The sequence below is a fragment of the Mycobacterium sp. G7A2 genome (assembly GCF_041902445.1).
In the GTDB taxonomy this organism is placed as follows: domain Bacteria; phylum Actinomycetota; class Actinomycetes; order Mycobacteriales; family Mycobacteriaceae; genus Mycobacterium.
Window position 1 is genome coordinate 5,720,432 of the sequence record NZ_CP169251.1, and the last position, 26,180, is coordinate 5,746,611.

28 protein-coding genes are annotated in these 26,180 nt (G+C 69.4%); 9 read left to right on the forward strand and 19 right to left on the reverse strand.

The genetic code is table 11. The features are described from left to right. Positions 1-263: 263 nt before the first annotated feature. From ACEWX3_RS27145 to ACEWX3_RS27155, 3 genes are read left to right on the forward strand one after another with little or no spacing between them, the layout of a single operon-like run. Positions 264-3,191 (forward strand): MMPL family transporter, encoded by a 2,928-nt coding sequence (locus ACEWX3_RS27145; protein ID WP_374158239.1) that lies wholly within the window; start codon positions 264-266, stop codon positions 3,189-3,191. After that, positions 3,188-3,679, forward strand: a complete 492-nt coding sequence (locus tag ACEWX3_RS27150; protein ID WP_152514981.1) for an XRE family transcriptional regulator — start codon at positions 3,188-3,190, stop codon at positions 3,677-3,679. The genes ACEWX3_RS27145 and ACEWX3_RS27150 overlap by 4 nt, the downstream gene beginning before the upstream one ends. Continuing rightward, positions 3,676-4,353 (forward strand): alpha/beta fold hydrolase, encoded by a 678-nt coding sequence (locus tag ACEWX3_RS27155; protein WP_374158240.1) that lies wholly within the window; start codon positions 3,676-3,678, stop codon positions 4,351-4,353. Before ACEWX3_RS27150 ends, ACEWX3_RS27155 begins: the two co-directional genes overlap by 4 nt. A 54-nt stretch (positions 4,354-4,407) precedes the next feature. Here the strand turns inward: ACEWX3_RS27155 and ACEWX3_RS27160 are convergent, their stop codons facing one another. Together ACEWX3_RS27160 and ACEWX3_RS27165 are read right to left on the reverse strand one after the other, a co-directional pair. Next, on the reverse strand, positions 4,408-5,097 hold the full coding sequence (locus ACEWX3_RS27160; protein ID WP_374158241.1) for a hypothetical protein: 690 nt from the start codon (positions 5,095-5,097) through the stop codon (positions 4,408-4,410). Further along, complete coding sequence (locus ACEWX3_RS27165; RefSeq protein ID WP_374158242.1) at positions 5,094-5,696, reverse strand: hypothetical protein; 603 nt, start codon at positions 5,694-5,696, stop codon at positions 5,094-5,096. The genes ACEWX3_RS27160 and ACEWX3_RS27165 overlap by 4 nt, the downstream gene beginning before the upstream one ends. Positions 5,697-5,736: 40 nt before the next feature. Between ACEWX3_RS27165 and ACEWX3_RS27170 the strand changes: the two genes are divergently transcribed. Beyond that, positions 5,737-7,758 (forward strand): M13 family metallopeptidase, encoded by a 2,022-nt coding sequence (locus tag ACEWX3_RS27170; RefSeq protein WP_374158243.1) that lies wholly within the window; start codon positions 5,737-5,739, stop codon positions 7,756-7,758. On the opposite strand, the gene ACEWX3_RS27175 is transcribed toward ACEWX3_RS27170, so the two are convergent. The 6 genes from ACEWX3_RS27175 to ACEWX3_RS27200 form a co-directional block, all read right to left on the reverse strand. Continuing rightward, positions 7,755-8,180, reverse strand: a complete 426-nt coding sequence (locus ACEWX3_RS27175) for a hypothetical protein (protein WP_374158244.1) — start codon at positions 8,178-8,180, stop codon at positions 7,755-7,757. The two genes, ACEWX3_RS27170 and ACEWX3_RS27175, sit on opposite strands and share 4 nt — an antisense overlap. Continuing rightward, complete coding sequence (locus ACEWX3_RS27180) at positions 8,177-9,388, reverse strand: DUF58 domain-containing protein (RefSeq protein ID WP_374158245.1); 1,212 nt, start codon at positions 9,386-9,388, stop codon at positions 8,177-8,179. The genes ACEWX3_RS27175 and ACEWX3_RS27180 overlap by 4 nt, the downstream gene beginning before the upstream one ends. Next, positions 9,385-10,350 (reverse strand): AAA family ATPase, encoded by a 966-nt coding sequence (locus ACEWX3_RS27185; protein ID WP_374158246.1) that lies wholly within the window; start codon positions 10,348-10,350, stop codon positions 9,385-9,387. The genes ACEWX3_RS27180 and ACEWX3_RS27185 overlap by 4 nt, the downstream gene beginning before the upstream one ends. Then, entirely contained in the window at positions 10,347-10,829 is a 483-nt protein-coding gene (locus ACEWX3_RS27190) for a hypothetical protein (protein WP_374158247.1), read from the reverse strand. Before ACEWX3_RS27190 ends, ACEWX3_RS27185 begins: the two co-directional genes overlap by 4 nt. Further along, the gene (locus ACEWX3_RS27195; protein ID WP_374158248.1) at positions 10,826-11,767 is read right to left on the reverse strand and encodes a DUF4129 domain-containing protein; all 942 of its coding nucleotides are present in this window, start codon (positions 11,765-11,767) and stop codon (positions 10,826-10,828) included. The genes ACEWX3_RS27190 and ACEWX3_RS27195 overlap by 4 nt, the downstream gene beginning before the upstream one ends. Positions 11,768-11,866: 99 nt before the next feature. Continuing rightward, on the reverse strand, positions 11,867-12,850 hold the full coding sequence (locus tag ACEWX3_RS27200) for a L,D-transpeptidase family protein (RefSeq protein WP_221350553.1): 984 nt from the start codon (positions 12,848-12,850) through the stop codon (positions 11,867-11,869). Between the two features lie 140 nt (positions 12,851-12,990). Between ACEWX3_RS27200 and ACEWX3_RS27205 the strand changes: the two genes are divergently transcribed. Then, complete coding sequence (locus tag ACEWX3_RS27205) at positions 12,991-13,287, forward strand: MTH1187 family thiamine-binding protein (protein WP_374158249.1); 297 nt, start codon at positions 12,991-12,993, stop codon at positions 13,285-13,287. A gap of 251 nt (positions 13,288-13,538) precedes the next feature. Next, the gene (locus ACEWX3_RS27210) at positions 13,539-14,921 is read left to right on the forward strand and encodes a 13E12 repeat family protein (RefSeq protein WP_374158250.1); all 1,383 of its coding nucleotides are present in this window, start codon (positions 13,539-13,541) and stop codon (positions 14,919-14,921) included. Between the two features lie 40 nt (positions 14,922-14,961). Here the strand turns inward: ACEWX3_RS27210 and ACEWX3_RS27215 are convergent, their stop codons facing one another. After that, positions 14,962-15,282 carry a metal-sensitive transcriptional regulator gene (locus ACEWX3_RS27215; RefSeq protein ID WP_207069057.1) on the reverse strand — a complete coding sequence of 107 codons (321 nt, stop codon included), beginning with the start codon at positions 15,280-15,282 and terminating at the stop codon, positions 14,962-14,964. 32 nt (positions 15,283-15,314) lie between these two features. Next, complete coding sequence (locus ACEWX3_RS27220; RefSeq protein WP_374158251.1) at positions 15,315-15,950, reverse strand: DUF305 domain-containing protein; 636 nt, start codon at positions 15,948-15,950, stop codon at positions 15,315-15,317. Between the two features lie 79 nt (positions 15,951-16,029). On the opposite strand from ACEWX3_RS27220, the gene ilvD reads away from it, so the two are divergent. Continuing rightward, the gene (gene ilvD / locus ACEWX3_RS27225; protein ID WP_374158252.1) at positions 16,030-17,739 is read left to right on the forward strand and encodes a dihydroxy-acid dehydratase; all 1,710 of its coding nucleotides are present in this window, start codon (positions 16,030-16,032) and stop codon (positions 17,737-17,739) included. Continuing rightward, entirely contained in the window at positions 17,740-18,354 is a 615-nt protein-coding gene (locus ACEWX3_RS27230) for a LysE family translocator (protein WP_374158253.1), read from the forward strand. A gap of 86 nt (positions 18,355-18,440) precedes the next feature. Here the strand turns inward: ACEWX3_RS27230 and ACEWX3_RS27235 are convergent, their stop codons facing one another. From ACEWX3_RS27235 to ACEWX3_RS27250, 4 genes are all read right to left on the reverse strand, one after another. Next, positions 18,441-18,722 carry a GlsB/YeaQ/YmgE family stress response membrane protein gene (locus tag ACEWX3_RS27235; protein WP_152514965.1) on the reverse strand — a complete coding sequence of 94 codons (282 nt, stop codon included), beginning with the start codon at positions 18,720-18,722 and terminating at the stop codon, positions 18,441-18,443. 36 nt (positions 18,723-18,758) lie between these two features. Next, complete coding sequence (locus ACEWX3_RS27240; protein WP_374158254.1) at positions 18,759-19,145, reverse strand: SRPBCC family protein; 387 nt, start codon at positions 19,143-19,145, stop codon at positions 18,759-18,761. Positions 19,146-19,250: 105 nt separating this feature from the next. Beyond that, the gene (locus ACEWX3_RS27245) at positions 19,251-20,024 is read right to left on the reverse strand and encodes a DAPG hydrolase family protein (protein ID WP_374159970.1); all 774 of its coding nucleotides are present in this window, start codon (positions 20,022-20,024) and stop codon (positions 19,251-19,253) included. Further along, positions 20,021-21,361, reverse strand: coding sequence for an FAD-binding oxidoreductase (locus tag ACEWX3_RS27250; protein ID WP_374158255.1), 1,341 nt, complete (start codon positions 21,359-21,361; stop codon positions 20,021-20,023). The genes ACEWX3_RS27245 and ACEWX3_RS27250 overlap by 4 nt, the downstream gene beginning before the upstream one ends. A gap of 66 nt (positions 21,362-21,427) precedes the next feature. On the opposite strand from ACEWX3_RS27250, the gene ACEWX3_RS27255 reads away from it, so the two are divergent. Further along, on the forward strand, positions 21,428-22,186 hold the full coding sequence (locus ACEWX3_RS27255; RefSeq protein WP_374158256.1) for an IclR family transcriptional regulator: 759 nt from the start codon (positions 21,428-21,430) through the stop codon (positions 22,184-22,186). Here ACEWX3_RS27255 and ACEWX3_RS27260 read toward each other — a convergent pair. The 5 genes from ACEWX3_RS27260 to ACEWX3_RS27280 form a co-directional block, all read right to left on the reverse strand. Then, a complete protein-coding gene (locus ACEWX3_RS27260; RefSeq protein WP_163672613.1) occupies positions 22,183-22,848 on the reverse strand; it encodes an O-methyltransferase in 666 nt (221 codons plus the stop codon). The two genes, ACEWX3_RS27255 and ACEWX3_RS27260, sit on opposite strands and share 4 nt — an antisense overlap. 28 nt (positions 22,849-22,876) lie before the next feature. Further along, entirely contained in the window at positions 22,877-23,479 is a 603-nt protein-coding gene (locus ACEWX3_RS27265; protein WP_374158257.1) for a TIGR04338 family metallohydrolase, read from the reverse strand. Then, positions 23,476-24,225, reverse strand: a complete 750-nt coding sequence (locus ACEWX3_RS27270; RefSeq protein ID WP_374158258.1) for a DUF2786 domain-containing protein — start codon at positions 24,223-24,225, stop codon at positions 23,476-23,478. Before ACEWX3_RS27270 ends, ACEWX3_RS27265 begins: the two co-directional genes overlap by 4 nt. A gap of 79 nt (positions 24,226-24,304) precedes the next feature. After that, positions 24,305-25,318: a hypothetical protein gene (locus ACEWX3_RS27275; RefSeq protein WP_374158259.1), complete on the reverse strand. Its 1,014-nt coding sequence runs from the start codon at positions 25,316-25,318 to the stop codon at positions 24,305-24,307. Next, positions 25,315-26,157, reverse strand: a complete 843-nt coding sequence (locus ACEWX3_RS27280; protein ID WP_221350572.1) for an alpha/beta hydrolase — start codon at positions 26,155-26,157, stop codon at positions 25,315-25,317. Before ACEWX3_RS27280 ends, ACEWX3_RS27275 begins: the two co-directional genes overlap by 4 nt. Between the last annotated feature and the right edge of the window lie 23 nt (positions 26,158-26,180).

A 26,180-nucleotide genomic window follows, 5' to 3' on the forward strand; every position in this document is an offset into this window, starting at 1 on the left:
GTCTCCCATCAGCTCGCCGACACGCTGAGGTGCCGCGGGCTCGCTGCGATCAGTAGCAAAGGATCCCCGACGCGATACTTCCCGCGCACATCCTGCCATCTGCGGCGCCGCGCTGGCCAACCGGCGAGCCCAGCGGCCAAGGTGGCAGCCGGATAAAGGTTCTCTAACCGGTCGGTCGAGGGCGAGTCACCCTACAGCAAGCTGCTGTACGCTCTCGCTACGAAACGCCGGGGAGAAAGCGGGGAGATCCCATCCAGCAGTTCATGATGCGCGTGAGCAGCAACCTGCGCAGGTTCCGCTGGGCGGTGTTCGCGGTCTGGATCCTTCTCCTGGTGCCCTCGGTGCACCTCGCACTCAACCAGTCCGGCAACCTCACCGGCGGCGGCTTCGAGGTCGAGGGCTCCCAGTCGCTGTATGTGCAGCGGCAGCTCGAGGCCCAGTTCCCCGACCAGGGGGCGTCTCCGTTGGCTCTGGTGGCCGACCCGCGCCCGGACGCGTCGTTCGACGACATGAACGAGGCGGTGGCGTTCCTCGAACGGGTCGCCGCCGAGGTGCCCAGCGTCACGGTCATGCCGAACCCGCAGCAGCCGCCGCCCCAGCCCGACCGCCCGTACGTCCTGACCCTGCAGATCAGCTTCGACAACACCGGCGCGGTCGACGTGGCCAACCAATTGCGCGAGAAGGTCGGCATCGACGGCGAGGACGCCGGCGAGATGGACAACGGCAAGGTCAGGCTCTACGTCATCGGACAGGGCGCACTGGGCGCCGCCGCGACGCTGGCCACCAAGAACGACATCGCGCAGGCCGAGAAGTGGAATTTCCCGATCGTCCTGCTCATCCTGCTGGCGGTGTTCGGGTCGCTGGCCGCCGCCGCGATGCCGCTGCTGCTGGGTATCTGCACCGTCGCGGTGACGATGGGCCTGGTCTTCCTGTTGTCGATGCACATGACGATGTCGGTGTTCGTCACCTCGACGGTGTCGATGTTCGGCATCGCGGTCGCCATCGACTACTCGCTGTTCATCCTGATGCGCTTCCGCGAGGAGCTCCGCGCCGGGCGGGAACCCCAGGACGCCGCCGACGCCGCGATGGCCACCTCCGGCCTGGCCGTGGTGCTGTCGGGGTTGACGGTCATCGCGTCGGTCACCGGGCTGTATCTGATCAACACGCCGGTGCTGCAGTCGATGGCCACCGGCGCGATCCTGGCCGTCGCGGTCGCGGTGCTGACGTCGACGACGCTGACCCCGGCTGTCCTGGCCACCTTCGGCCGCCGCGCCGCCAAGCGGTCGTCGTACCTGCACTGGGGTCGCCAGGTGGAGGCCACCCAGTCGAGGTTCTGGACCCGGTGGACGGGCTGGGTGATGCGCCGGCCGTGGGCCTCGGCCCTGGCCGCCGCGGCGCTGCTGCTGACGCTGGCCGCGCCCGCGTTCTCGATGACGCTGGGCAACAGCATGCAACGACAGTTCGACCCGACCCACGAGATCCGCGGCGGGGTCAACGCGGCCGCGGTCGCGCTGGGCCCCGGCGCTCTCGGGCCGGTCCGGGTGTTGGTCACCTTCCCCGACGGCAACGCCGCCTCGGCGCCCGCCAAGGAGCCCCTGCTGAACGCGGTGCGGCAGAAGATGACCGAGGCGCCCAACGTCGTGTCGGTGACCCCGGCGGCGTTCGGCAACGACTACCGCAGCGCACTGCTGTCTGCGGTGCTGTCGGTGGATCCGGAGGAGATGGGGGCACGCGACACCGTCGACTGGATGCGCGAGCAGCTCCCGCCGGTGGCCGAGGGTCAGGCCCTGGTGAACGTCGGAGGCCCGACGGCGCTGATCAAGGACTTCGACGACCGGGTCGCGAAGACCCAGCCGCTGGTGTTCGGATTCGTCGCGCTGATCGCGTTCGTCATGCTGCTGATCTCGATCCGGTCGGTGTTCCTGGCGCTCAAGGGCGTGCTGATGACGGTGCTGTCGGTGGCCGCGGCATACGGCAGCCTGGTGGTCGTCTTTCAGTGGGGTTGGCTCTCGGATCTGGGCTTCAAACAGCTCTCGTCGCTGGACAGCACCATCCCGCCGCTGGTGCTGGCGCTGACGTTCGGCCTGTCGATGGATTACGAGATCTTTCTGCTCACCCGGATCCGGGAGCGGTTCCTGCAGACCGGCAACACCCGCGACGCCGTGGCCTACGGCGTGAGCACCAGCGCCCGCACGATCACCAGCGCCGCGTTGATCATGATCGCGGTGTTCATCGGATTCGCGTTCTCCGGCATGCCGCTGGTCGCGCAGCTGGGTGTGGCGTCGGCCGTCGCGATCGCGGTGGACGCCACGGTGGTGCGGCTGGTGTTGGTGCCGGCGCTGATGGCGATGTTCGACGAGTGGAACTGGTGGCTGCCGCGCTGGCTGGACCGGATTCTGCCGTCGGTGGACTTCGAGAAGCCGCTGCCCAAGGCCGACATCGGCGACCTGGTCATCATCCCCGACGACATCTCCGCGCTGGCACCGTCGGGCGCGGATCTGCGCACCGTCGTCAAGTCGGCCGCCAAACTGAAAACGCTGGCACCGCAAGCGATCACCGTCGCCGATCCGCTGGCGTTCTCGGGGTGCCAGCCGTGCGCGAAGTCGATGGGCGGCAGGCTGGTGGAGAAGCGGACCCCGGTCGCGGTCGGCAACCGGGCCCACGGCAAGACCGTTGCCGTCAAGCTGCCCAAGCATCCGGTGACGATGTGGCGGGGCCGCCTCGACGTCGCACTCGATGCGCTGGCCGTGCAGGCCGGCGGCCCGGACGGCGGCTCCCCGCTGCAGCGCACCGACCCGATGGAGACCACCAACGTGTTGCTGCCCACCGGTGACCGGCTGCAGATCCCCACCGGCGCCGAGACGCTGCGGTTGAAGAGTTTCCTGATCATGGCGCGCAACAACGCCCGCGACTACACCGAGCTGGCCGACCTCGTCGACACCATGGACACGCAGACCGCCGCGGAAGTGCTCACCGGCATGGACCGGTATTACTCTGGTCCACCGGCAGGTGCTCAGCGGGCCAACACCCTCAACGGGCACTGGGTGGCGACCCAGCTGGTGCGCAGGCTGGCCGATCCGCAACCGTCCGACGGGCCCGATTTCACCCGGGAGGGCTCCGAGACGGAGTGGGCTCGGGTCCGGCAGCGGTGCCTGACCGTGGCAGTGGCGATGCTGGAGGAGGCGAGGTGACGGTGACCGGGGAGGTACGGGGATCGAACCGTGACGCGGCTTCCCCACCGCCGGTGGACACCCGGCCCGTCGAGTTCTGGCCGACGGCAGCCATCCGCGCCGCGCTGGAGAACGACGACCTGAGCGTGTGGCAGCGCATCGTGGTCGCGATCAAGCGCGATCCGTACGGCCGCACCGCCCGCCAGGTCGAGGAGGTCCTCGAAACGGCACGGCCCTACGGGGTGTCCCGCGCGATGTCGGAGGTGCTGGTGCGTACCCGCGAGCACCTCGAGGCCAACGAGTGCGCCGAGGTGGCCAAGCACGTGCATCTGCTGTTGGAGCGCTCCGGCCTCGGTGAGCAGGAGTTCGCGTCGCGCATCGGGGTGCCCGCCGAGGACTTCGCCACCTATCTGCAGGGCAGCGTCAGCCCGCCGGCCTCGCTGATGATCCGGATGGGCCGGTTGTCCGACCGGTTCGCCCGGATGCGGGCCCAACGCGCCGACCAGTGACGTTTCTGCTGATCCCGGGTGCGGGCGGCAGCGCCTGGTACTGGCACCGCGTCGTCGCCCTGCTCGAACAGGCCGGTGAGCGGGCGGTCGCGGTCGATCTGCCCGCCGACGACGACGATGCCGACCTGATCACCTACGCCGACATCGCCTCGACCGCGGTGTTGGACGCCGACGGGCCGCTGACCGTGGTCGGGCAGTCGATGGGAGCGCTGACCGCGCCGATCGTCGCCGAGCGCCTTCCGACGGCGGCGCTGGTGTTGCTCAACCCGATGGTGCCGCGCCCCGGCGAATCGCCGGGTCAGTGGTGGGCAACCACCGGTCAGCAGGACGCGCAGGTCGCCTACTTCCGCGAGATCGGGCTGGGCCGGGAGGAATTCGACTTCGTCGAGGACTTCTTCCACGACGTCCCCGCCGAGGTACGGGCCGAGGCCGAGAAGCATCCCGAGCCGGAGCAGTCCGAGACGCCGTTCGCGGGGCCGTGGCCGCTGCCCGACTGGCCCGACGTGCCGACGCGGGTGCTGGCCGGCCGCGAGGACCGGTTGTTCCCGCTGGAGTTCCAGCGCCGGGTCACCCGGGAGCGGCTCGGCCTCGAGGTCGAGGTGATCCCCGGTGGTCATCTGGCGGCGCTGAGCCACCCCGACGAGGTGGCGACTCGCCTTCTGCGCGCGGAATAGCCTTCCTGGTCGTTGCTCGGGCCCGCGGGCGCAGCCCTGGCTTCTCGCTCGCGATCAGCGGTTGTGGATGGGTGAGACGTCCTGCACCAGCCAGCGGCCGTCGGTCTCGCCCAGCGTGACGCGCAACGCCAGCACGGCGGTGTCCGGCGGCTGACCGGGTGAGTTCTGGGTGCCGCGCAGGATGACCGCCACGCTGGCGGCCCTGGGGCCGATCGCCTCCACCCCCGCCGAGACGGTGCTGGCCTGGGCCGACACATTGCGCCCCGCCATGTCCTCGGCGACCTCGGCGAATTCGCTTCGGAACCGGTCGGCGGCGTCGGGCGTCATCATGCTCACCGCGCGGTCGATGGAGGCGGTGGGGTTCTGCGGGGTGAACGTGGCCGAGGCCTCGGCCACGCTGCTGGCGATGCCGGTCACCGCCGCGGAGTCGGCCTCCAATGCCCGGTCCGGCTTCGTCCATTGCAGATAGCCCACCGCGACCGCCGCGACGAGCGCCCCGGTCGCCGTCGCGACCACCGCCAACCGCAGTCCCGGGCCTTCGTCGTCAGTGCCGACGGTCACCCTGTCGCGGCGGGCCAGCACGAAGTCGACCACGACCGCCTGCACGACCAGCAGGCACAGCACCGAGCACACCGACACCCACCACAGCGGCCAGCGCAGCGCGACACCGATGTAGATCAGGGCGGCCAGGACAGCGACCGGCGCCAGCACATCGAAGGCGGCAACCCGTAGACGGTTCCTCATCGGATCGGCTCCAGCCGCGAGATCAGCATCTCGCCGTCGACCTCGGAGACGTCCAGGCGCAGGTTCCACCGCACCGTCTGCGGCGCGTCGGACCCGGCGTTGTCGCTGACCGAGGTCGCCACCACCATCACGGTGTCGGTGCGATCCGCCAGCCCCTCCAGATCGCTGCGCGGCTCCCGCGGCGGGGCGCCGGGCGGCTCGTGGTGGATCGTCTCCAGGGCCACCGAGTCCACCAGGCCGGAGGTCCGGGAGTCGAGGGTCTGCACAAGGCGGCGAAACGGCGCCATGGTGGCCTCGAAATCGACGTTGAGCTGCCCCACCGTGCCCTCGTGCAGGGTGGTGAGGTCCTGGTCGATGGTCTCCGGGGACATGTTGATCAGCACGCCGGTCCATGCCGCGGCGGCCTGCAGGGCGCGCGACCGGTAGTCCAGTTCCTCCTCGTGCGCGTGGTGCTGCGTCCAGATCACCGTGGCCAGAACGACTGCGACGACCGCCACCACTCCGAGCACGGCCGAGGCGATTCCGTAACCGGTGAAGACGCGGTCGGCCTGCACGTTCCGGTCCGGCTCGGGGGCGGGTTCCTGCTCGTCGTCGGGCATGCGCGTGAGGGTACCGCGACATTTCTGGAAGGATGTCGGGGTGACGGTAGAAGCAACATCGAACAAGTCGAATCTCGTTTCCGGAATCGATCTGCGCTACGTCGATGACTCGGCCCGACCGCAGGATGACCTCTTCGGCCACGTCAACGGTCGCTGGCTGGCCGACTATCAGATCCCGCCCGACCGAGCCACCGACGGCGCCTTCCGCACGCTGTACGACCGCGCCGAGGAGCAGATCCGCGACCTGATCACCGGAGCCGCCTCGGCGGCATCGGGAACCGAAGCGGCGGCGACGTCGGGAACCGACGAGCAGCGCATCGGCGACCTGTACGCCAGCTTCATGGACGAGCAGACGGTGCGGGAACGCGGGCTCGCCCCACTGCTGGAGGAACTGGCCGCGATCGACGCGGCCAGCACCGCCGACGAGCTGGCCGCGGTGCTGGCGTCGTTGCAGCGCACCGGCATCGGCGGCGGCACCGGCATGTACGTCGACACCGACTCCAAGAACTCCAGCCGCTACCTGCTTCATCTGAGCCAGTCCGGCATCGGCCTGCCCGACGAGTCCTATTTCCGCGACGAGCAGCACGCCGAGATCCTGGCCGCCTACCCCGGCCACATCGCGGCGATGTTCGCGTTGGCCCTGGGCGGGTCAGCCGACGATCATGCGGGCACCGCCGCGAGCATCGTCGCGCTGGAGACCAAGATCGCCGCCGCGCACTGGGATGTGGTCAAGCGCCGCGACGCCGACCTGACCTACAACCTGCGCGCCTTCGCCGAGTTGGTGGACCAGGCGCCCGGCTTCGACTGGACCGGCTGGTTCGCCGGGCTGGGCATCACCGACGAGCAGGCCGCCGAGCTGGTGGTCCGCCAACCCGACTACCTGACCGCGTTCGCGCAGCTGTGGGCCGACGAGGATCTCGAGACGTGGAAGAACTGGCTGCGCTGGCGCCTGATCCACGCGCGGGCCTTCCTGCTGCCGGATGAGCTGGTGGCCGAGGACTTTGCGTTCTACGGCCGGCTGCTGTCCGGGACCGAGCAGATCCGCGAGCGGTGGAAGCGCGGGGTGTCGGTGGTGGAGAACCTGATGGGTGACGCACTGGGCCGGATGTATGTCGAGCGGCACTTCCCGCCGGCCGCGAAGGCGCGGATGGACGAACTGGTGGCCAACCTGCGAGAGGCCTACCGGGTGAGCATCAACGAGTTGGACTGGATGACCCCGCAGACCCGGGAGAAGGCTCTGGTCAAGCTCGACAAGTTCACCGCCAAGATCGGCTATCCCGAAAAGTGGCGGGACTATTCGGCGCTCGTGATCGCCCGCGACGACCTGTACGGGAACTACCGGCGCGGTTACGCCGTCGAGTACGCCCGCGAGCTGGCCAAGCTCGGCGGGCCGGTGGACCGCGACGAGTGGTTCATGACGCCGCAGACCGTCAACGCGTACTACAACCCGGGCATGAACGAAATCGTCTTCCCGGCGGCGATTCTGCAGCCGCCGTTCTTCGACGCCGACGCCGACGACGCGGCCAACTATGGCGGCATCGGGGCGGTCATCGGGCACGAGATCGGGCACGGCTTCGACGATCAGGGCGCCAAGTACGACGGTGACGGCAACCTGGTGGACTGGTGGACCGACGACGATCGCGCCGAGTTCGGGGTCCGCACCAAGGCGCTGATCGAGCAGTTCGAGAAGTTCGTGCCGCGCGGCCTTGCCGAGTCGCACCACGTCAACGGCGCGTTCACCGTCGGCGAGAACATCGGCGACCTCGGCGGATTGTCCATCGCTCTGCTGGCCTACAAGCTGTCGCTGCAGGGCCGTCCGGCGCCGGTGATCGACGGATTGACCGGCGAGCAGCGCGTGTTCTTCGGGTGGGCGCAGGTGTGGCGCACCAAATCCCGAGAGGCCGAGGCGATCCGCCGACTGGCAGTGGATCCGCACTCGCCGCCGGAGTTCCGGTGCAACGGCGTCGTCCGCAACATGGACGCGTTCTATGAGGCGTTCGACGTCAGCGACTCCGACGAGCTCTACCTGGCTCCGGATCAGCGCGTGCACATCTGGAACTAGTGGCGTGCGGCCAGATACGGCCGCACCGCCACCAGGTACCCGACGAGCACCGCCAGCGGCGCCGCCATCGGAAGCCATGGCAGCGTGGCGGGCACGGCGACCGCCACGGTGCCGGCCGCGGTGAATCCGACCGCCGACGCCATCGTCGGTGCCGTCGGGTTGGTGTGGCGCAGCACCAGATACGCGACGGCGGACAGACCGGCCAGTGCGGTGAACATCTCTGCCGGCCCGGCCAGCGCGATCGTCAGCACCGTCAACAGCACCGCGACGCTGCTCGCCGGCCGCCACCAGACCGACCAGGCGACCGCGACCACGGCCGCCGCCGCGACGAACACGGCGGATCCGTCGGCGCGGTACGCCGCGGCGCCGACCATCAACACGCCGAACACCAACGGCAGCACTCTGCTTGCGGCGGTGGTCACCGGCGCCTCCGATCCGGCACCAGCGTCATCGCCTGATCCAGGGTGGTGCCGGCGGGCCAACCGATGATGTCGACTCCCACCGTGGCCATGTCGCGGTACATGAACGAGCGTTGCATCGTCCACATCCGGTCCACCAGCGGATCCCGCTCCCCCTGAATCGGGCTGCCTTCCAGCACATCCACTGCCACCACGGTGTGCCCGCGCTTGCGCAGATCGATCAACGCGAGCGCGAACTCGGTGTCCAGCAGGGTCGAGAACGCGATGATGATCGCCCCGGTGGGGACGGCGGCCCGGGGCGTGAGCGTTCCGGAAGCGGTTTCGTAGGTGTCACCGGCACCGAGCATGGTGTCGAGGATCCGGTAGAACTGACGCTGTCCGATATCGGCTCCCAGCCAGCGGGTTCGGCGCTGCCCCAGAGCAACCAGGCCTGCCCGGTCCCCGTACCGCAGTGCGCTCTGCACCACCTGCGCCGCCCCGCGCGCGGTGCGTTCCATCGCCTCGGTCGCCGGGCCGGGCGGCTGCGGATAGGTGTCGAAGAGCACGACCACGTCAGCCGCGCGATCGGTCAACCGCTCGGTGACGTGCAGGGCGCCGCGACGTGCGCTGACCGGCCAGTTGACCGAGCGCAGGAGATCGCCGGGGACGTAGGGACGGATGTCGGCGTACTCGACACCGGGGCCATGGTGGCGGGTGAGGTGGGTGCCCAACCTGTCGAGCAGTTCGGTGCGCGGAACAGCGGTGGATTGCGGCGGCGCCACGGGGAATACGCACACCTCGGCGGCATCGGCGGCGCCGACGCCCTCCAGCAGTCCACCGCGGCCGGGCACCCGTACGGCGGCGCGGATCTGGTAGCGGCCCCATCGTGGGGCACGCGCGTCGACGACCCCGGGTGCCACCGTCTCCAGGTGCATTCCTGCCGGGGCGGAGCACGTCAGCGCGACGGGCGCGCCGTCATCCGTGGCGGCGGTGACGGTCACGCGCACCGCCTCGTCTTCGAAACACCGGTGCAGTGGCGGTTGCGCCTGCACCGTCACCGTCGGTGGACGACGCTGCCACCCGATCGAACACAACACGCCGAGCAGGGGTGCGGCGAACACCACGAGGTCCGCGCGGCCGGTGAGCACAGCGCCGCCCAGTGCGGCGGCCGCGCACGTCGCGATGGCGAGCGTCAATGATGAGGCACGCCAACGTAGTTCGACCTCAGTCATCGGTCGGCGCGGGGTACCGGTGTGCGACACAGCAGGTCTTCGACGACATCGGTGCCCTGCACGCGCCGGACCCACATCTCGGGGCGCAGGCTGATCCGGTGCGCCATGGTGGGGACTGCCAGGGCCTTGACGTCCTCGGGGATGACGTAGTCGCGTCCCTGGAGCAACGCGTGGGCGCGGGCCAGCTGCACCAGATCGAGTTCGGCACGCGGGCTGGCGCCGACGGCGACCTGTGGATGGGATCGGCTCGCGGCCGCCAGTGCGACCACGTACTGCAGGACGTCGTCGTGCACCGACACCTGCTCGACGGATTCCTGCATGGCGAGCAGATCGTGCACGTCGACCACCCGCTGCACCGACGGCGGCGCCGAGCCGCGGTCCAGACGCCGCCGCAACATCGTGGCTTCTTCCTGTTCCGAGAGGTACTTGAGCTCCAGCCGCACCGAGAAGCGGTCCAGTTGCGCCTCGGGCAGCGGATAGGTGCCCTCGTATTCGATCGGGTTGTCGGTGGCCAGCACCAGGAACGGTTCCGGCAAAAGATGTGTCACACCGTCGATGCTGACCTGCCGCTCAGCCATCGCCTCCAGCAGCGCCGCCTGCGTCTTGGGTGGGGTCCGGTTGATCTCGTCGCCCAGGAGGAGGTTGGTGAACACGGGCCCGCGACGGAATTCGAAGCGGCCCGACTGCATGTCGTAGATGGTGGAGCCCAGCAGGTCTGCAGGAAGCAGGTCGGGCGTGAACTGCACACGGGTGAACTCCAGGCCGAGGGCAGCCGCGAAAGACTTGGCGATCAAAGTCTTTCCCAGCCCGGGCAGGTCCTCGATCAGCATGTGGCCGCGGGCCAGCATCGTGGTGAGGATCAGGCTCAGCGCCCGGCGCTTGCCGACGACGGCACGGCCGATCTCGTCGAGAACGGCTTCACACTGGGCGGTCGTGGCCGCCGGACCGGAACTGCGCGTCACAGCTTCGCCAACCGCACGAGTATGTCGTGGAGGACCTCACGACCGGGCCCCGGTTCCCGCCCGCCGGTGCGAGAGATGTTCTGCGGGTCCACCCACTGCCACAACTCGTCGCCGAACACCATGCGTCCGGTCAGTTGATACACATTGGGGTCCTTGACTTTCCGATGCCCACCCGCGAGTTCGAACTGCCTGGCCAGCATCGGACGCAGACGTCGGTCCCAGTCTGCGCGCGACGACTCCGCCCACGAGATCAACGTTTCGGTGCGGCCCCGCCACCGGCGAAGCGCCGCCTCGGCCTCGTCGCCGAGATCCTGCTCCTCGGGGTCACGGTCGGGCACGAGACGCCGGCGCAACGCCAGCAGAGCCACGACCAGGGCGGCCCCCGTCACCGTCAGCACGAGTTCACGCTCGAGCTGGGTGAACGCCAGGGCTTGCACGGCCACCACCAGAGCCACTGCTCCGACAACGAGTTTCGTCACGGCGCACCGGCCAGCTCGCGTTGCACGAGTTGGAGGGCACGCACGGCCTCGGCCCGGTGCCCCTCGTCCATGATGTGTGCGCTGAACCGGGCCTCCTCGAAGAGGTCCACCAGTTCACCGGCGCTGCCCGAGCGCAACACCTGCGTATCGATCGCCCGCGCCAGCACCTCAGTCGGCGTGTCGGAGTCCTGCGGGGACGCCCCCGGCGACTTCCCCAGTTCGCGTTCCATCGCCGCATAGCAGGCGATGATGGCCTGCCTGGGGTCACGGCTCAGGTCACCGATCTCGGCCAGCCCCAATTCGGCGGCCCGGGCCAGATCCGGATCGGCGGTCGGCGCCGATGGCTCGGGTTCGGGCGCCGAGGAGGCGGTGACGGTGGCTGGCCTGCGGCGGCCACGGATCGCGGCGACAACCGTGAGCACCACCAGCACCAGCGTCGTCACCGCCAGAATCGCGAACATGCCGCTGCCGCCGTCGGGGGCGGGGTCGCGGCGCTCGGGCGCAGCGGTGTCGGTCGGCGGCGCGGCGTCGGTCGACAACGCCGGGTCTGCTCCGGGCGCAGGCGGCGGTGGGTCGACCGGCGGCGCTGCCCAGCGCAGAAGCAGGTAGAGCACCGTCAGCCAGATCAGCAGTGCCGCCGCGGCAAGCAGGAGCGGGCGCCAGGGCAGCCCGTATCCGCGGCCGTCGTTCGGCAGTTCCGTCCGGGCGGGTGCGGCCCGCCGGGGTGGGGGCCGTTTGAGCAGGGACAGCGCGATGACGGCCATCGACACCACCAACATGGCGACGACGGCGATCAGGCTGCCCGAACCCTCGGTGGCCTCCTGGGTCTCATCCGGCTGCGCGGCGCCGGGCAGATAGCCGCCCAAGGCGACGGTGGCCAGCAGAACCAGCACGATCACCGTGATCGTGCGCGCCACCGTCCTGCCATCGCCGGGCATCGGCCCACCCTCGGATCCAGCACCGGCGGCCGGACGCCGTCGGCCTGTGCCCCATGGTGGCACGCGGCGGGCGCACCGCGCCGCAAAAGGATCAGGCGGTCAGAACATCTGCCAGTCGGAGCCACCATCGGGCTGGGTGTACCACCCGCCGTCGGTGTTCTTGATGACGACCGCGTCACCACTGCCGAAGTTCTCGTAGAACCACTTCGCGTTCGCGGGGCTGAGATTGATGCAGCCGTGGCTGACATTGCTCTCACCCTGCGAGCCGACCGACCACGGCGCGCTGTGCACGAAGATGCCGCTGTTGTCGATCCGCACCGCGTACTCGACGTCGAGCTTGTAGCCCTCGCCCGACGGGTCGTCGACGGGCACACCGTAGGTCGAGGAGTCCATCACGATCTCGTCGAACTTCTCCAGCACGTAGTAGGTGCCGTTCTTGGTCTCGTAACCGGACTTGCCCATCGAGACCGGGAAGGTCTTGACGAGCTCGCCGTCACGCATGACCTCCATCTGCTTGGTGTCGTTGTCGATGGTGGCGACCAGTTGCTCGGGGACGCTGAAACTCGACTTGGTGCCGCCCGCGTCGATGTTGACGACGGTGCCGGCCGGCCAGAAGTCCTGCGGACGCCAGCGCACCTGGGTGTCGCTGGTCCAGTAGAACCTGCCGGGCACCGGCGGGACGGACGAGATGTGGATCGCGTCCTCGGCCATCTGGCGGTCGGCGATGGGCCGCTGGAAGTTGATGTAGATCGGCTTCGCGGCGCCGACGATCGAGCCGTTGACCGGGTTGAACGACGGCGGCAGGAACACCGGCTCGCCGACGTAGGGGGTGGGGTTCTGCCCGGCCGGGGTGCCCGGCGGAATCGTCGAGGGCTGCGCGGCGGCCATCGGGCTGGCAGCCGCCGGCGGCGGCGCGAACGGATTAGGCAGGACGAAGGGCGCCGGCGGAGGCGGCGCCGGGGCGGGCGGCGGTGGGGGCGGCGCCGGTTGTGCCAGCGCCGAGGGCGCTGTCAGCGCCAGACCCGCGAGCACGACCGCGGCGGTCATCGTGGCGAGCAGTCGGCTTCGATTGCGCAGCCGCATGCGTGTACCTCCAATTCGCAATTCACCCCAGTGTGGCACAGCGCGAGACGCGCTCTCGACCAGAAGGGCGTTGAACTGCACTTTTCATCGCCACCGGGCTCCCAGGCGTTACTCAGGCGGGCGCGAATTACGCTCGTCTCATGATCGTCGCGTTCAGCATCAGCCCGTCCGGTGGCGACGAGAGCGGCGGTGTCAGCGCAGCGGTCGCCGAAGCGGTACGGGTCGTGCGCGCCTCCGGGCTGCCCAACGAGACCAATGCGATGTTCACCAACATCGAAGGCGAGTGGGACGAGGTGATGGCGGTGGTCAAGCAGGCCGTCGACGCGGTCTCCGCGGTCTCACCACGGGTCAGCCTCGTGCTCAAGGCCGACATCCGCCCCGGCTTCACCGGTCAGCTCACCGCGAAGGTGCAGCGCATCGAGGACGCACTGGGCTGAGTCACGCGGAGTTCAGGGCTGAGCAACGCCGGGTCAATGGGCTGAGCCACGCGGAGTATGGGCTTAGTCATGCCGGGTTATGGGCGGTGCCACACCGAGTAGCGGGCTGACCCACGCTGAGTCGCGGGGAGCCACACACCCAACGCGCTGAGCCCACGCCGAGTTATCCCCAATCGCGGATTCATCCACAGATCGAGCCGTTCACAGAGACAGCAGCCAAGTTTCGTACATATGTTCGATACCGTCGGGTCATGGGTGAGTTCGTCACCGCCGAGGCGGCACGGCAGCGGTTCATGGCGCTGCTCGACGCGGTCGACGCCGCCCACGCCGAGATGCGCGCGTTGTCCACCGATGACGTCGGCAGCAGGTTTCGCGCGCAGGTGGCCGAGCGCCTGGAAACGCAGCACCGCACCAACCGGGGGCTGATGTACCGCTTGGTCGGCGAACTCGCCGATCCGCCCGACGAGACCGCCCCGATGCCGGATCTGGTCAAGCGGCTGGCCGCGCGGTTGCGCATCTCCGATCTCGAGATCAAGCGCCACATCAAGGTGGCAGAGAAGATTCGGCCCCGCCGCCAGATCACCGGCCCTCCGCTACCACCGCTGCTACCCGCGACCGCAAAGGCGGTGGAAGCCGGGGCGATCGGCGACGATCACCTGGCCGTCATCAGCGAAACCATGAAGAAGCTGGCGTCCTCCACCTCCTCCGACGAGCGTGCTGAAATCGAAGCCAGGCTCGCCCGCGCAGCCAGCAAGCACGACGCCGCGTTCGTCAAGGAACTCGGCACGCATCTCGATGACCTGTTCAATCCCGACGGACACTTCGACGAATCCGACCGAGCGCGCAGACGCGGCCTGGCCCTGGGCCCGCAGCAGCCCGACGGCATGTCGAAGCTGTCCGGCTGGATCGACCCGGAGACGCGGGCCTACCTCGAAGCCGTCACCGCAGCGGTCCGGCCGGGCCGGCACCTGACCGACGGCTCGATCGAAGAGACGCCCGATGACCGCAGCATGTCTCAGCGCCGCCACGACGGGGTCAAACTCGGCCTCAAGGCCGGCATGGCGTCCGGGCAGATGGGTTCGCACCGCGGACATCCGGTCACCGTGATCGTGCGCACCACGCTGGCCGAGCTCAATCAGGCCGCCCACGCCGTGACGGACCCCGCGGTGCCCATGCCCCCACCGGCCCGCACCGGCGGTGGTAGCGCGCTACCCATGCGCGACGTCATCCGCATGGCTGTCGACGCCATCCACTACCTGGCGGTCTTCGACGACCACACCGGGCGCCCGCTTTACCTGGGTCGCGAAGCCCGGATCGCGACTACCGATCAGCGCATCATCTGCTACGCGCGCGACGGCGGCTGCACCCGGCCCGACTGCCTGCAACCCGGCTATCACTGCGAGGTCCACCACAGCCCGGACTGGAATCCTGACGGACGCACCGACGCCGACGCGCTGTTTTTCGCCTGCGGACCCGACCACGCCGAGGTCACCAAGGGTCATCTCACGACCCACGTCACCGCCGAGGGCCGCCTGGCCTGGTCCGACGGCACCACACCCGCGCGGATCAACCACGCGCACCACCCCGACGAACTACTGCGCGGTGACCCCGATCCGCCTGATCCGCGGAGCTAGGTTTCAGAATCGCAATGCTGGCTTTGACCAGCCCCGCGATTCAGGAGCGCACCAGTCGGGCGATGGCCGCTGACGCTTCGGCGAGCTTCGCGTCCGCCTCGGAACCGCCACTCGCCACGGCGTGGGACACACAGTGGCCCAGGTGCTCATCGAGCAGACCGAGCGCGACCGACTGCAGAGCACTGTTCACCGCACTGATCTGAGTGAGCACGTCGATGCAGTACTTGTCCTCGTCGATCATCCGGGCGATGCCGCGCACCTGGCCCTCGATGCGGCGCAGCCGCTTGGCGTAGTTCTCCTTGTGCGCCGAGTAGCCGTGTCCTCCGGCGTCGGACTGGTCGGTGACCCGATCGCGGTTCACCGGTTGGTCATCACTCACGATTGGTTGGTCGCTCACGGCCGAATCTCCTCCAGCATCTGCTGCATCTGGGCGATCTCCGCCTCCTGGGTGGTGATCATCATCTCGGCCATCGCGATGGCGTCGACGTTCTTGCCGTCGGCGACCTCCGCCTTGGCCATCTCCACCGCGCCCTGGTGATGGCTGATCATCGACTCCAGCCACAGTCTGTCGAACTCGGGGCCCTCCAGCGACTCCAACCGCGTCATCGTGGCCTGGTCGACCATGCCTTTCATGGCGTGCTCGGCGTGCGCGGCGTGCTCACCGTCGTTCTCGCCACTGCCGATTTCGGGGTTCTCGTTCCACTGGACCAGGAACACGTTGAGGATGTTGATCTCCGGCACCTGCGTGGCGGTGATCTCGCTCGCGAGCCGGCCCAACTCGTTGTTGGCACTGCGCTCGGGAACCATCGCGGCGAGGTCGACCGCCTGCTTGTGGTGCGGGACCATGTTCGTGGCGAAGGCGACATCGGCGGCGTTGTATCCCGCGGGCTCGCCGGTGATGACCGGTTCGTCCGTGGTGGGATGGCTTGAATGCCCGGCGTCCGCCGTGTCGCTGCCACACGCGGTCAACAACAATGCCAGCCCGAGCGCGGCCAACCCGGCGACGAAGCGACTGGTCAGGGAACGCATACCGGACAGGGTACAGGTACCCCGAGGGGGTACCTCCAGCGGTTTGTCCGGGCCAAACACCCGGGCGCATAATCGACGAATGCCCTCAGATCCCGGTACGCAGCCAGACATCAAGCCCCGTAGCCGCGACGTCACCGACGGGCTCGAACGCGCCGCCGCGCGCGGCATGTTGCGAGCGGTCGGCATGGGCGACGACGACTTCGCCAAACCGCAGATCGGTGTGGCGTCCTCGTGGAACGAGATCACCCCGTGCAACCTCTCGCTGGACCGGCTCGCCAAGGCGGTCAAGGACGGGGTCTTCGAAGCCGGCGGCTTCCCGATGGAGTTCGGCACCATCTCGGTCTCCGACGGCATCTCGATGGGCCACGAGGGCATGCACTTCTCGCTGGTCTCGCGCGAGATCATCGCCGACAGCGTCGAGACCGTCATGCAGGCCGAACGCCTCGACGGCTCGGTGTTGCTGGCCGGCTGCGACAAGTCGCTTCCCGGCATGCTCATGGCTGCCGCGCGCCTCGATCTGGCCAGTGTCTTCCTCTACGCCGGATCGATCCTGCCGGGGCGGGCGAAGCTGAGCGACGGCACCGAGAAGGACGTCACGATCATCGACGCGTTCGAGGCGGTCGGGGCATGCGCCCGCGGCCTGATGTCCCGCGAGGATGTCGACGCCATCGAACGGGCCATCTGCCCGGGCGAGGGCGCCTGTGGCGGCATGTACACCGCCAACACCATGGCCAGTGCGGCCGAGGCCCTGGGCATGTCGCTGCCCGGCAGCGCCGCGCCGCCGGCCACCGACCGTCGTCGCGACGGGTACGCCCGCAAGAGCGGGATGGCCGTCGTCGAACTGCTGCGCCGCGGCATCACCGCCCGCGACATCCTGACCAAAGAAGCGTTCGAGAACGCCATCGCGGTCGTGATGGCGTTCGGCGGCTCCACCAACGCGGTGCTGCACCTGCTGGCCATCGCCTACGAGGCCAACGTGAAGCTGACGCTGGAGGACTTCACGCGAATCGGGGCGAAGGTGCCCCACCTGGCCGACGTGAAACCGTTCGGCGCCTACGTGATGAACGACGTCGACCGCATCGGCGGCGTTCCGGTGGTGATGAAGGCGCTGCTCGACGCCGGCCTGCTGCACGGCGACGTACTGACGGTGACCGGAAAGACGATGGCCGACAACCTTTCTCACATCGCGCCACCCGACCCCGACGGCAAGGTGTTGCGCGCGCTGTCGAGGCCCATCCATCCCACCGGCGGTATCACGATCCTGCACGGTTCGCTGGCGCCTGAAGGTGCGGTGGTCAAGTCCGCCGGCTTCGACTCCGACGTGTTCGAGGGCACAGCGCGGGTTTTAGAGCGTGAACGAGCCGCCCTCGATGCGCTCGAGGACGGCACGATCACGGCCGGCGACGTCGTGGTGATCCGCTACGAGGGGCCCAAGGGCGGCCCCGGTATGCGCGAGATGCTCGCGATCACCGGCGCGATCAAGGGGGCCGGGCTGGGCAAGGACGTGCTGCTGATGACCGACGGCCGATTCTCCGGCGGCACCACCGGTCTCTGCGTCGGACACGTCGCACCCGAGGCCGTGGACGGCGGCCCGATCGCGTTCCTGCGCGACGGCGACCGCATCCGGCTCGACGTCGGCAAGGGCACACTCGACGTTCTGGTCGACAAAGACGAATTCGATGCCCGCAAAGCGGGTTTCGAGCCGCTGCCGCCGCGATACACCAGCGGTGTGCTGGCCAAGTACACGAAACTGGTCGGCTCCGCGGCCGTCGGTGCTGTCTGCAGCTAGATGACTGTCGCGTTCCTGCTCACCACGCTGGTCGTGGTCGCCACACCGGGTACGGGCGCGCTGTACACGGTGGCCACCGGCCTCGCCCACGGCAGCCGGGCCGCGGCCGTCGCCGCGCTCGGCTGCACGCTGGGCATCGTGCCGCACATGCTGGCCGCGGTCACCGGTCTGGCGGCTGTGCTGCACAGCAGCGCGGTCGCGTTTCAGACGCTCAAGTATCTCGGCATCGCATTCCTGCTCTACCTGGCGTGGTCGATGTGGCGCGACGACTCCGAGTTCGTGCCCGTCAACCAGCCTGCGGCGCCGCCGGGCACGTGGCGCATCGTCGGCACCGCGGTGGCGGTGAACCTGCTCAACCCGAAGTTGACGCTGTTCTTCTTCGCGTTTCTTCCGCAGTTCGTGGCACCGGACGAGGGCTCGGCGGTGACCCAGATGCTCCGACTCAGTGCGGTGTTCATGGCGGTGACGCTCGTCGTGTTCGCCTGCTACGGAGTGTTCGCGGCGGCGGTGCGCGACCAGGTGACCCGTCGACCCCGGGTGGTGACGTGGCTACGTCGCACCTTCGCCGTCAGCTATGTGGCGCTGGCGGCACGCATGGCTGCCGCGTCGCGCTGAGGCTCACGCCTTCGCGCCCAGGCTCACACCTTCTGGGTCGAGCGCTCGCAGCGTCGCGCCGAAGTTCAACGCCGTAGCCCTGCGGCTCACACCTTCGGATTGGCGTTCTTGCGGCCGGTGATGCCCAGATACGCGGCGATCAGCAGCACCGCCACGATGATGCCGACCAAGAACGGGATGATCTCGAACCCGCCGTTGCTGTTGGAATAGCCCAGCGAGTACACCAGCCAGCTGCCCAGGAACGAGCCCAGGGCGCCGAGCACGATGGTCATGATCACGCCGATGTTCTGCTTACCCGGCATCACGAGGCGTGCCAGCGCGCCGACGATCAGGCCGACGATGATGGCGCCGAGAATGGTTCCGATCACTTTGCTCTCCTTGCTCGGTGAGACCTGGTACCGGGATTATTGCCCCCCAGCGCCGGATTGAACCGCCATCTCGTCGATTCGCCGCAGCGCGATCTGCAGGACGGGCAGGTAGGCCGGGGCCCACAGCGGCGCGCTCATCCACGCCCGGCAACCCGCGCCGTCCGGTTCCACGCCGTGCCCGGTGGCCGGAACCCCGGCGACTCGCCACGACCATTGTCTGCCCGGTTCGCAGTCGGTGATCGTGAACGGCAGCGGGACACCCACCGGCGTCCACACCCGCCCGGTGGCCCCGTGACGCAGGAAGCCGCCGTCGATCTCGGCGGCCACCACCGTGGGGCCCCAGCGCGGCCACACCTCGGGGTCGACGAGGAGGCGCCAGACGTCCTCGGCCGGCGCTGCAATCCGTCTGCTCACTGTCCACACGGCGCAGGGGTAGCCCAGCAGGGCTCAGCTGAACCGTCGGTGAAGTTCCGGAAGGAAGCCGGCCAGGTGGTTCATCTCCTGAGCGCAGGGGTAGCCCAGCAGGGCTCAGCTGAACCGTCGGTGAAGTTCCGGAAGGAAGCCGGCCAGGTGGTTCATCTCCTGAGCGCAGTGCACCATCAGGTCGCGCGGGTCCGGCAGCTGTCGCGCGGCGATCGGGCGGATCAGGCGGTCCGCCGTCCCGGCCACCCCGCGGACCGTGATCCACGGTCCGCCGATCCAGAAGCGTGAGCGCATCTCCGCGCCGTCCGGAGTCGGGCGCACGTGGTGGACGAACCATCCGATGTCGACCGGCGCCTGCGACGAGCCCAGACGTGCGCAGACGGCGATCTCGTCGGGCGCCGGGGCCAGCCCGAGCTCAGCGGGCTCGAGGAACCGGATGGCGGCCTTCGCGTAAGCAGAGCCGAGGTACTCCTCGATCAGCGACGTGCGGCCGACGTAGGAACCGTCGCCACCGCCGTCGGCCCAGCGCGCCGACGCGTGCGCGCGCGGATGCCACAGCTTGTAGCGTCTCGTCTGGCTGCCGTGCCAGCCAAACCACCACTGCCACATCTGGGGAGTCACTCCGGGCATGTCGGTGCGCACCGACACCTGGAAGCCCCCCGCGCGCAGCCAGCCGTACCCCGTCTCGGTCGCTTGGTAGCCCTCGTCGAGAAGCATTGCGGCCCGGTCGAATTCGAGCAACACCTGGTCGGCCTGCGGGCCGTGCTGCAGAGCTGTGACAACGTGGTCGGGAAGCCCCGCCATCTCGGGGTCGAAGAACGCGCCGTAGTCCGTGTCGGCGTCCCCGTCGCGGTAGCCCAGATAGACCTGCGACATCAGGGCCGGCCCATCCACGAGTGGAATCGGCCGTCGGGGTCGTAGTCCGCTCGCACCCGGTCCAGTCTGGCCATCGCCTCGGGGCTAACGAACGGCGCGGGCCGTTCGCCGAGGTTCTCGTCGGCCAGCTGCACTCCGGTCTGCAGGTGTTCCATCTGCGCCATGTTGGTGCGGGCCCAGCCCCCGTACTCGCCGTCGTCGGCGGCATCGCGCCACACACCGTAGAGCGCCAGATAGATGTCGTCCTCGAGGCTGTAGGCCATGTCCTCACGCTGCGGCGAAGGCCCCCAGTTCAGCCACAGGAAATGCGCGGGATGCGGGGGCATGGTCTCGAGAATCCGGGCGATCCCCGGCATGAGGTCGTCCGCCGACGCCGAGGTCCACATGTTGTCGGTGGCGTAGCGGTATCCGCTCGGGTAGTTGCTCATCACGCCCGCGTACCAGGTGTCGAGATCGGCGGGGGCATACGGCACCGCGACCAGTGCCCGCTCCCGCGCCGGGCAGGTTTCCAGCAGCGAGAGCGCCGCGGCCGCTTCGGCTTCGGAGTCGGCGAACACCGGCGAGGCCATCACGATGCCCGGCGTGTCCAGGCCGGCGCCGGGGACGGCGCGCGAGGCGACGATCTGCAATTCCACTCGACGGTCCACGTCGGCGCTGATCGATCGGGCCCAGGGGTAGATCTCGTCTGCCAGCTCGATCGGATAGACGTAGAGACTGCTGCCGCAGACGGGCGGCCGCGGATAGAGCTTGAGATGAAAAGCGGTGACCACTGCGAAGAAGCCGGGGCCGGCACCGCGCGCCGCCCAGTACAGGTCGGCGTGGTTGTCCCGGTCGATGTGCAGGCACTGCCCGTCGGCGGTGACCACATCGAGACCCAGCACGCTTTCGCAGGCCGGCCCGAGCACGCGGCTGTTCCAGCCGTATCCGCCCTGCAGGAGGTAGCCGCCGATGCAGACGCCTTGGCAATGGCCCGCGGGGAAGAACAGGTCCTGCGCCGCCAGCCGTCCGGCCAGCACACTGCCGCCCATGCCCGGGCCGACCACAGCGGTTCGGGAGGACGCGTCGATCGCGCAGCCGTCGAGGCGGCTGACGTCGAGGAGCACCCCGCCGTCACGGACGTGGTTGCCGGCCCAGCTGTGCCCGCCTGAACGGACACCGATCTTCAGGCCGTGCCGCTGCGCGTACCGGACCGTGGCGACCACGTCGGCGGTCTCGGTGGCCTGCACCACGACGTCCGGATAGCGCTGCGGCGTGCGCGCATTCCACACGGTGGCTGCTCGGGCCTCTTCGTAGCCCACGTCATCGCGGAAGAAGTGGCGTCCAGCAGGGAGTTCGCTCATAGCGCTGCGCTCCGATCCGGATAGTGGACCTTGAAGGTCCGTTCAGCGGATCAATATAGTGGGTTCATGGCGACGGCGGAAGAGAATCGGCAGGTCGATCCGGAGTCCCGCGACGGTCTGCAGGTACTCAGCCGGGCCGCGTCGGCGTTGGACGAGATCGCGACGGCGCCGGGTCAGCTGAGGTTGGTCGACATCGGCGCCCAGCTCGGTTTGGCGAAGTCGACGGCGCGCAGGCTGCTGGTCGGCCTGGTGGACGTCGGTTTCGCGGCCGTCGACAGCGCCGGCCGCTACCGCCTCGGCGATCGGCTGCTGGGTCTGTCCAGCGCAGACGGCGCCCACCTGGCAGCGGCGGTGCGCCCGGTGATCGAGGCCGTGGCCGACGCCACGGGCGAGACGGTGGACGTCTCGGTGCTTCGGGGGGACCAGATGTGGTTCGTCGATCAGATCGAGTCGACGCACCGCCTACGGGCCGTGTCGGCGATCGGCGGCCGGTTTCCGTTGCTCGGCACCGCCAACGGGAAGGCCGCGCTGGCGGCGCTGGACGACGCCGAACTCGACGCGGTGCTTTCACGCCAGTCCCCTGACATGGCCCGAACACTGCGGGACCAGATCTCGCCGGTCCGTGCCGGCGGCCTGGCCTTCGATCGCGACGAACACACCGCCGGCATCTCAGCGGCCGGGATCGCGGGCCGCCTACCGGGCGGGCACGTCGTGGCGGTCTCGGTGCCCGCGCCAACGGATCGGTTCACCTTGCGCGAGGAGGTGATCGTCGAGGCGCTGCGCGCCGCGGCGGCCGCTGCGGTCTGGGAGTCGGCGGCCCGCTAGTCGACCAGCGCCACCGCGAAACCGTCCCAACCCTTGGTGCCGACGGTCTGGATGGCGGCGGTGTCCAATCGGGGGTGCGCGCCCATCATCTCGATCATGTCCCGCACGGCGTGCGCCTGCGCGTCCGACGGCGCCGGGTCGAGCACCCGGCCGTGCCGCGCGATGTTGTCGACGACGATCACGGTGCCGGGGCGGCCCAGCGTGATCGCCCATTCGACGTAGGCGATGTTGTTCTCCTTGTCGGCGTCGACGAACACCAGGTCGAACAGCTCGCCACGGCCCTGCAGCTGCGGCAGCGTGTCCAGCGCGGCGCCGACCAGGACCTCCACCCGGTCGGCGACACCGGCCCGGTCGAGGTTGGCGCGGGCCAACTCGGCGTGGGCGGGATCGTATTCGAGTGACACCACCGCACCGTCGGCCCCGACGGCCCGGGCGAGCGCAATGGTGCTGTATCCGGCGAGTGTGCCGATCTCGAGAACCCGGCGTGCCCCGGCCATCCGCACCAACAGCGACAACAGCTTGGCGTGCTGAGCCGACACCTCGATCGGCGGCATTCCCGCGTTGGTCGCGGTGTCGCGGGCCGCACGCAGCGCGTCGTCCTCGGTGTGCAGGAGGCGGGTGAACAGGTCGTCCAACGCCGCCGCGTCGGTGTCGGCAGTCACGATCCGACGGTACCTCCGCCGGCTGCCGCTACCGTGCGCCCTCCTTGGCGTAGACGACCCGCAGGACGTGCGCCACCTCCGGGCCCATGACCGCGGCGGCCAGTTCGCAGAACGTGACGACGAACTCGTGTCCGTGCGCGGCGGCTGTCTCGTTCACCTGGTGAACGAGGTGGTGGGCGATCTCGTGCAGCACCACCAGCTCGCGCAGCGCCCACGAGGTACCGCGCTCCGGCACCGCGATGATCGCCGCGGCGCGAGCCTCGTCACGTCCGTCGGCGTCGGCGGTGCACTCGTAGTGCGCGGCGGTGTGTCCCCGACGCGCACGCACCCGCAGCGGAGAGACCCCCGGCCACCTCTCGCGGACCGCGGGATGGGCCAGCACGTCGTCGACGTACCGCTGCACCGTCTCCGACGACGAGAACCTCGCCTCCGGCGGCAACGTCAACGAGGTGCCGAAGAAGTCCACCACGGGGTTGCCGCGCTCGGCCGCCCGGTCGAACATCGTCCGGACGAAGTTCTCGGCGGCATAGACCCGCGCGCGTTGCGCATCGCGGGCCGTGTCGCTTCGAGGATCGCGGACCCGGGCGCGTTGCACATCGCGGGCCGTACCGCGTCGAGCGTCTCCCGTCATCGCTCCAGGGACGGACGGGCGCCGCTCAGCTCCGAACTCCCGCCCAGCCGCGCCCGCCGGCCCGCCCGGTCACCGGCCTGCCGCGCGGCGGACGAGTACCCGGCGGTCGCACTCGTCGCGCGCCACGTCCCGCGCGCCCGGGAAGCCTGACGGTAGTAGTCCTTCAACTCCAGATCCTTGTCGCGCAGGGCGATCGCGGTGCCCGGCGCCGCCGCCGGACCCTTGGTGGCCTCCTGCTGGGCCTGTTCCCGCGCATCGGCCAGCCGCTTACCGACGCGGGCGCCGAACGCGAGCTGGAAGTTGATCCGGGCGGTGATCGTCGGGGTCGGCCGGTGCGCGCCCGAGGCGATGTAGTCGTTGGACGCCCGCACCATCTGCAGCACGAGGCTCGTGTAGAGCGTGTGGCTGGTGTCGATGTCCTCGGCGAAGCCGTAGGCGTAGACGAACGTGGAGTTGGAGGCGATGTCGCACTTGACGTCGTTGGCGGCGGCGATCAAGACGAAAAGCTGGACGTAGGTGCGCAATCCGCGGGTGCCGGCCTCACCGATGGTGATGGTGCGCTGCACCGGGGCCTGCGCTGCGGTGCGCTTGTCCGAGTGCGAGCGCGCGACGGCGAGATCGATCGACGTCGCGGTGGCCAGCCGCTGGGCTGCGGCCATGAACGCCTCGGCCTCGTGCGGGTTGTCGGTGCCCTCGGCCTGGCGCAGCAGCGCGGCGATACGGGCCAGCATCTTGTCGTCTGTCATGGTCGCGAGGTTAGGTCGGCGCTACGACGTGTCCGCATCGCTGTCCCCACAGCGGTTTTCATCCACAGGCCCATCGGTCCTACTTGGTCACGAACTCGTCGAGGGCCGAGACCACCTGCGGCGAGAGCGGCTTCCCGGAGGCGTAGTTGGCGATGTTGTCGGTGGGGTCGTCGCGCAGCACGTGGTTGACGCCGTCGAGCTCGACCAGAGTCAGGTCGGTGTGCCCCAGCGCGTCGACCAGAGGCTGGACGGCGCTGCACAGCGCCTGGTTGTCGGAGTCCGAGCAGGTCACCAACACGGGGGTGCCGGCGGGAATGGCGGCGGCCAGGGCAAGGGGGTCGATCTTGTCGGCTTCGGCCACCGCCTTGACGTTGCCCGGGTTGAGGATGGCGCCGAGACCGTCGGGCAGTTCGGCGGGCGCGGTTCCGTCGGCACGAACCTGCTCGACGGCGGCCTCCCAGGCGGCGATCGTCTCCGGGGAGCCGTCGGCCTTGACCCGGTTGCTGATGATGTCGAGGTAGCGCCCCGGCAGCGGCTGGAACAGGCCCAGCGAGTGCACCGTCGGCGCACCCGGGCTGGTGTCGCCGGCCAGCGTCATCGCGTGCACGGTGCCCTCGCCCAGGGCGTAGACCGACAACCGGTCCTGGTCGGTGCCGGGACGGTCGGCCAGGAACCGGATCGCGGCCTTCGCACCCGTGGTGTAGACGGCGCTGACGACGTCGTTGGGGTTCGCTTCGTAGGGTCCCAGCCCGGTGCGACCGGTGCCGACCTTGTCATAGCGCAGGCTGGCGACTCCGCGCTCGGAGAGCAGCTCGGCGAGCTGGCGCATGTTGCCGATCGGCCCGGCGACGAGGTTGTCGCCGTTGCGGTCGGTGTTGCCGCTCTCGGAGATCAGCAACGCCGCGGGACCGCTCTGGTCGTCGTCGCGGTGGCGGTAGGTGCCGTGCAGGGTGAGCCCGTCGGCCTCGAACGTCACCTCCTCGTCGGCCCAGGTCGGTGCCGCGTCACCGCGCGAAGCGTCCGACGAGCACCCGGCCAGCAGCGCCAGCGACAACGAGAGCAGCAGCGCCGCAGCAACTTTGACGCGTGTCACAGCTTCGACTCGATCCAGGCGGTGACGTCGTCGAGCACCAGGTCCTGTTCGGGCTCGTTGAACACCTCGTGGTAGAGGTCCGGGTAGCTCTTGAGGTGCACGTCTTCTGAACCAACGCACTCCACCAGGTGCCTGCTGCCCTCGACGGGGATCAACTTGTCGGCCTCGCCGTGCACCACCAGCAGCGGCGCGCTGATCGCGGCCGCGCGTTGCGGCATCGTTTCGCCGACGCCGATCAACGCCTTGGCGACGCCGGCGGGCAGCTTGCCGTGGTGCACCAGCGGATCGTTCTCGTAGGCCGCCACGACCTGCGGGTCGCGCGAGACCGCGTCGGCCGGCAGGTTCTCGACCGGCAGTCCCGGCGCGACCCGGCCCAGTGCCTTCGCCGCCAGCACCATCACCGGGGACACCGAGGCCTGGGCGGCGACGGCCGGGCCGGACAGCACCATGGCCGCGTAGTCGTCCGGGCGCTCGACTCCGTAGGTGAACACGATCGCCCCGCCCATGCTGTGCCCCACCACGACGCGCTTGAGTCCGGGATGCTCGGAGGCGGCGGTCCCGGCGAGGGTGTGGAAGTCGGCGGTGTATTCGGTGATATCGCGCAGGTAGACCCGTTTGCCGCCGGATCGGCCGTGGCCACGGTGGTCCAGCGCGTAGGTGATCAGACCGGCGTCGGCGAACCGCGCCGCGACGTGGTCGTAGCGGCGGGCGTGCTCGGCGTATCCGTGGGCGAGCACCACGACGCCCCGGGGCTCGCGCTGGTCGGGGGTCCAGACGTCGTAGACGATGCGGACGCCGCCGACACCGGTGAAACTGTGTTCGGAGTGGGTCACGGCCATTCCCGAGAGACTATCCGGCCTAC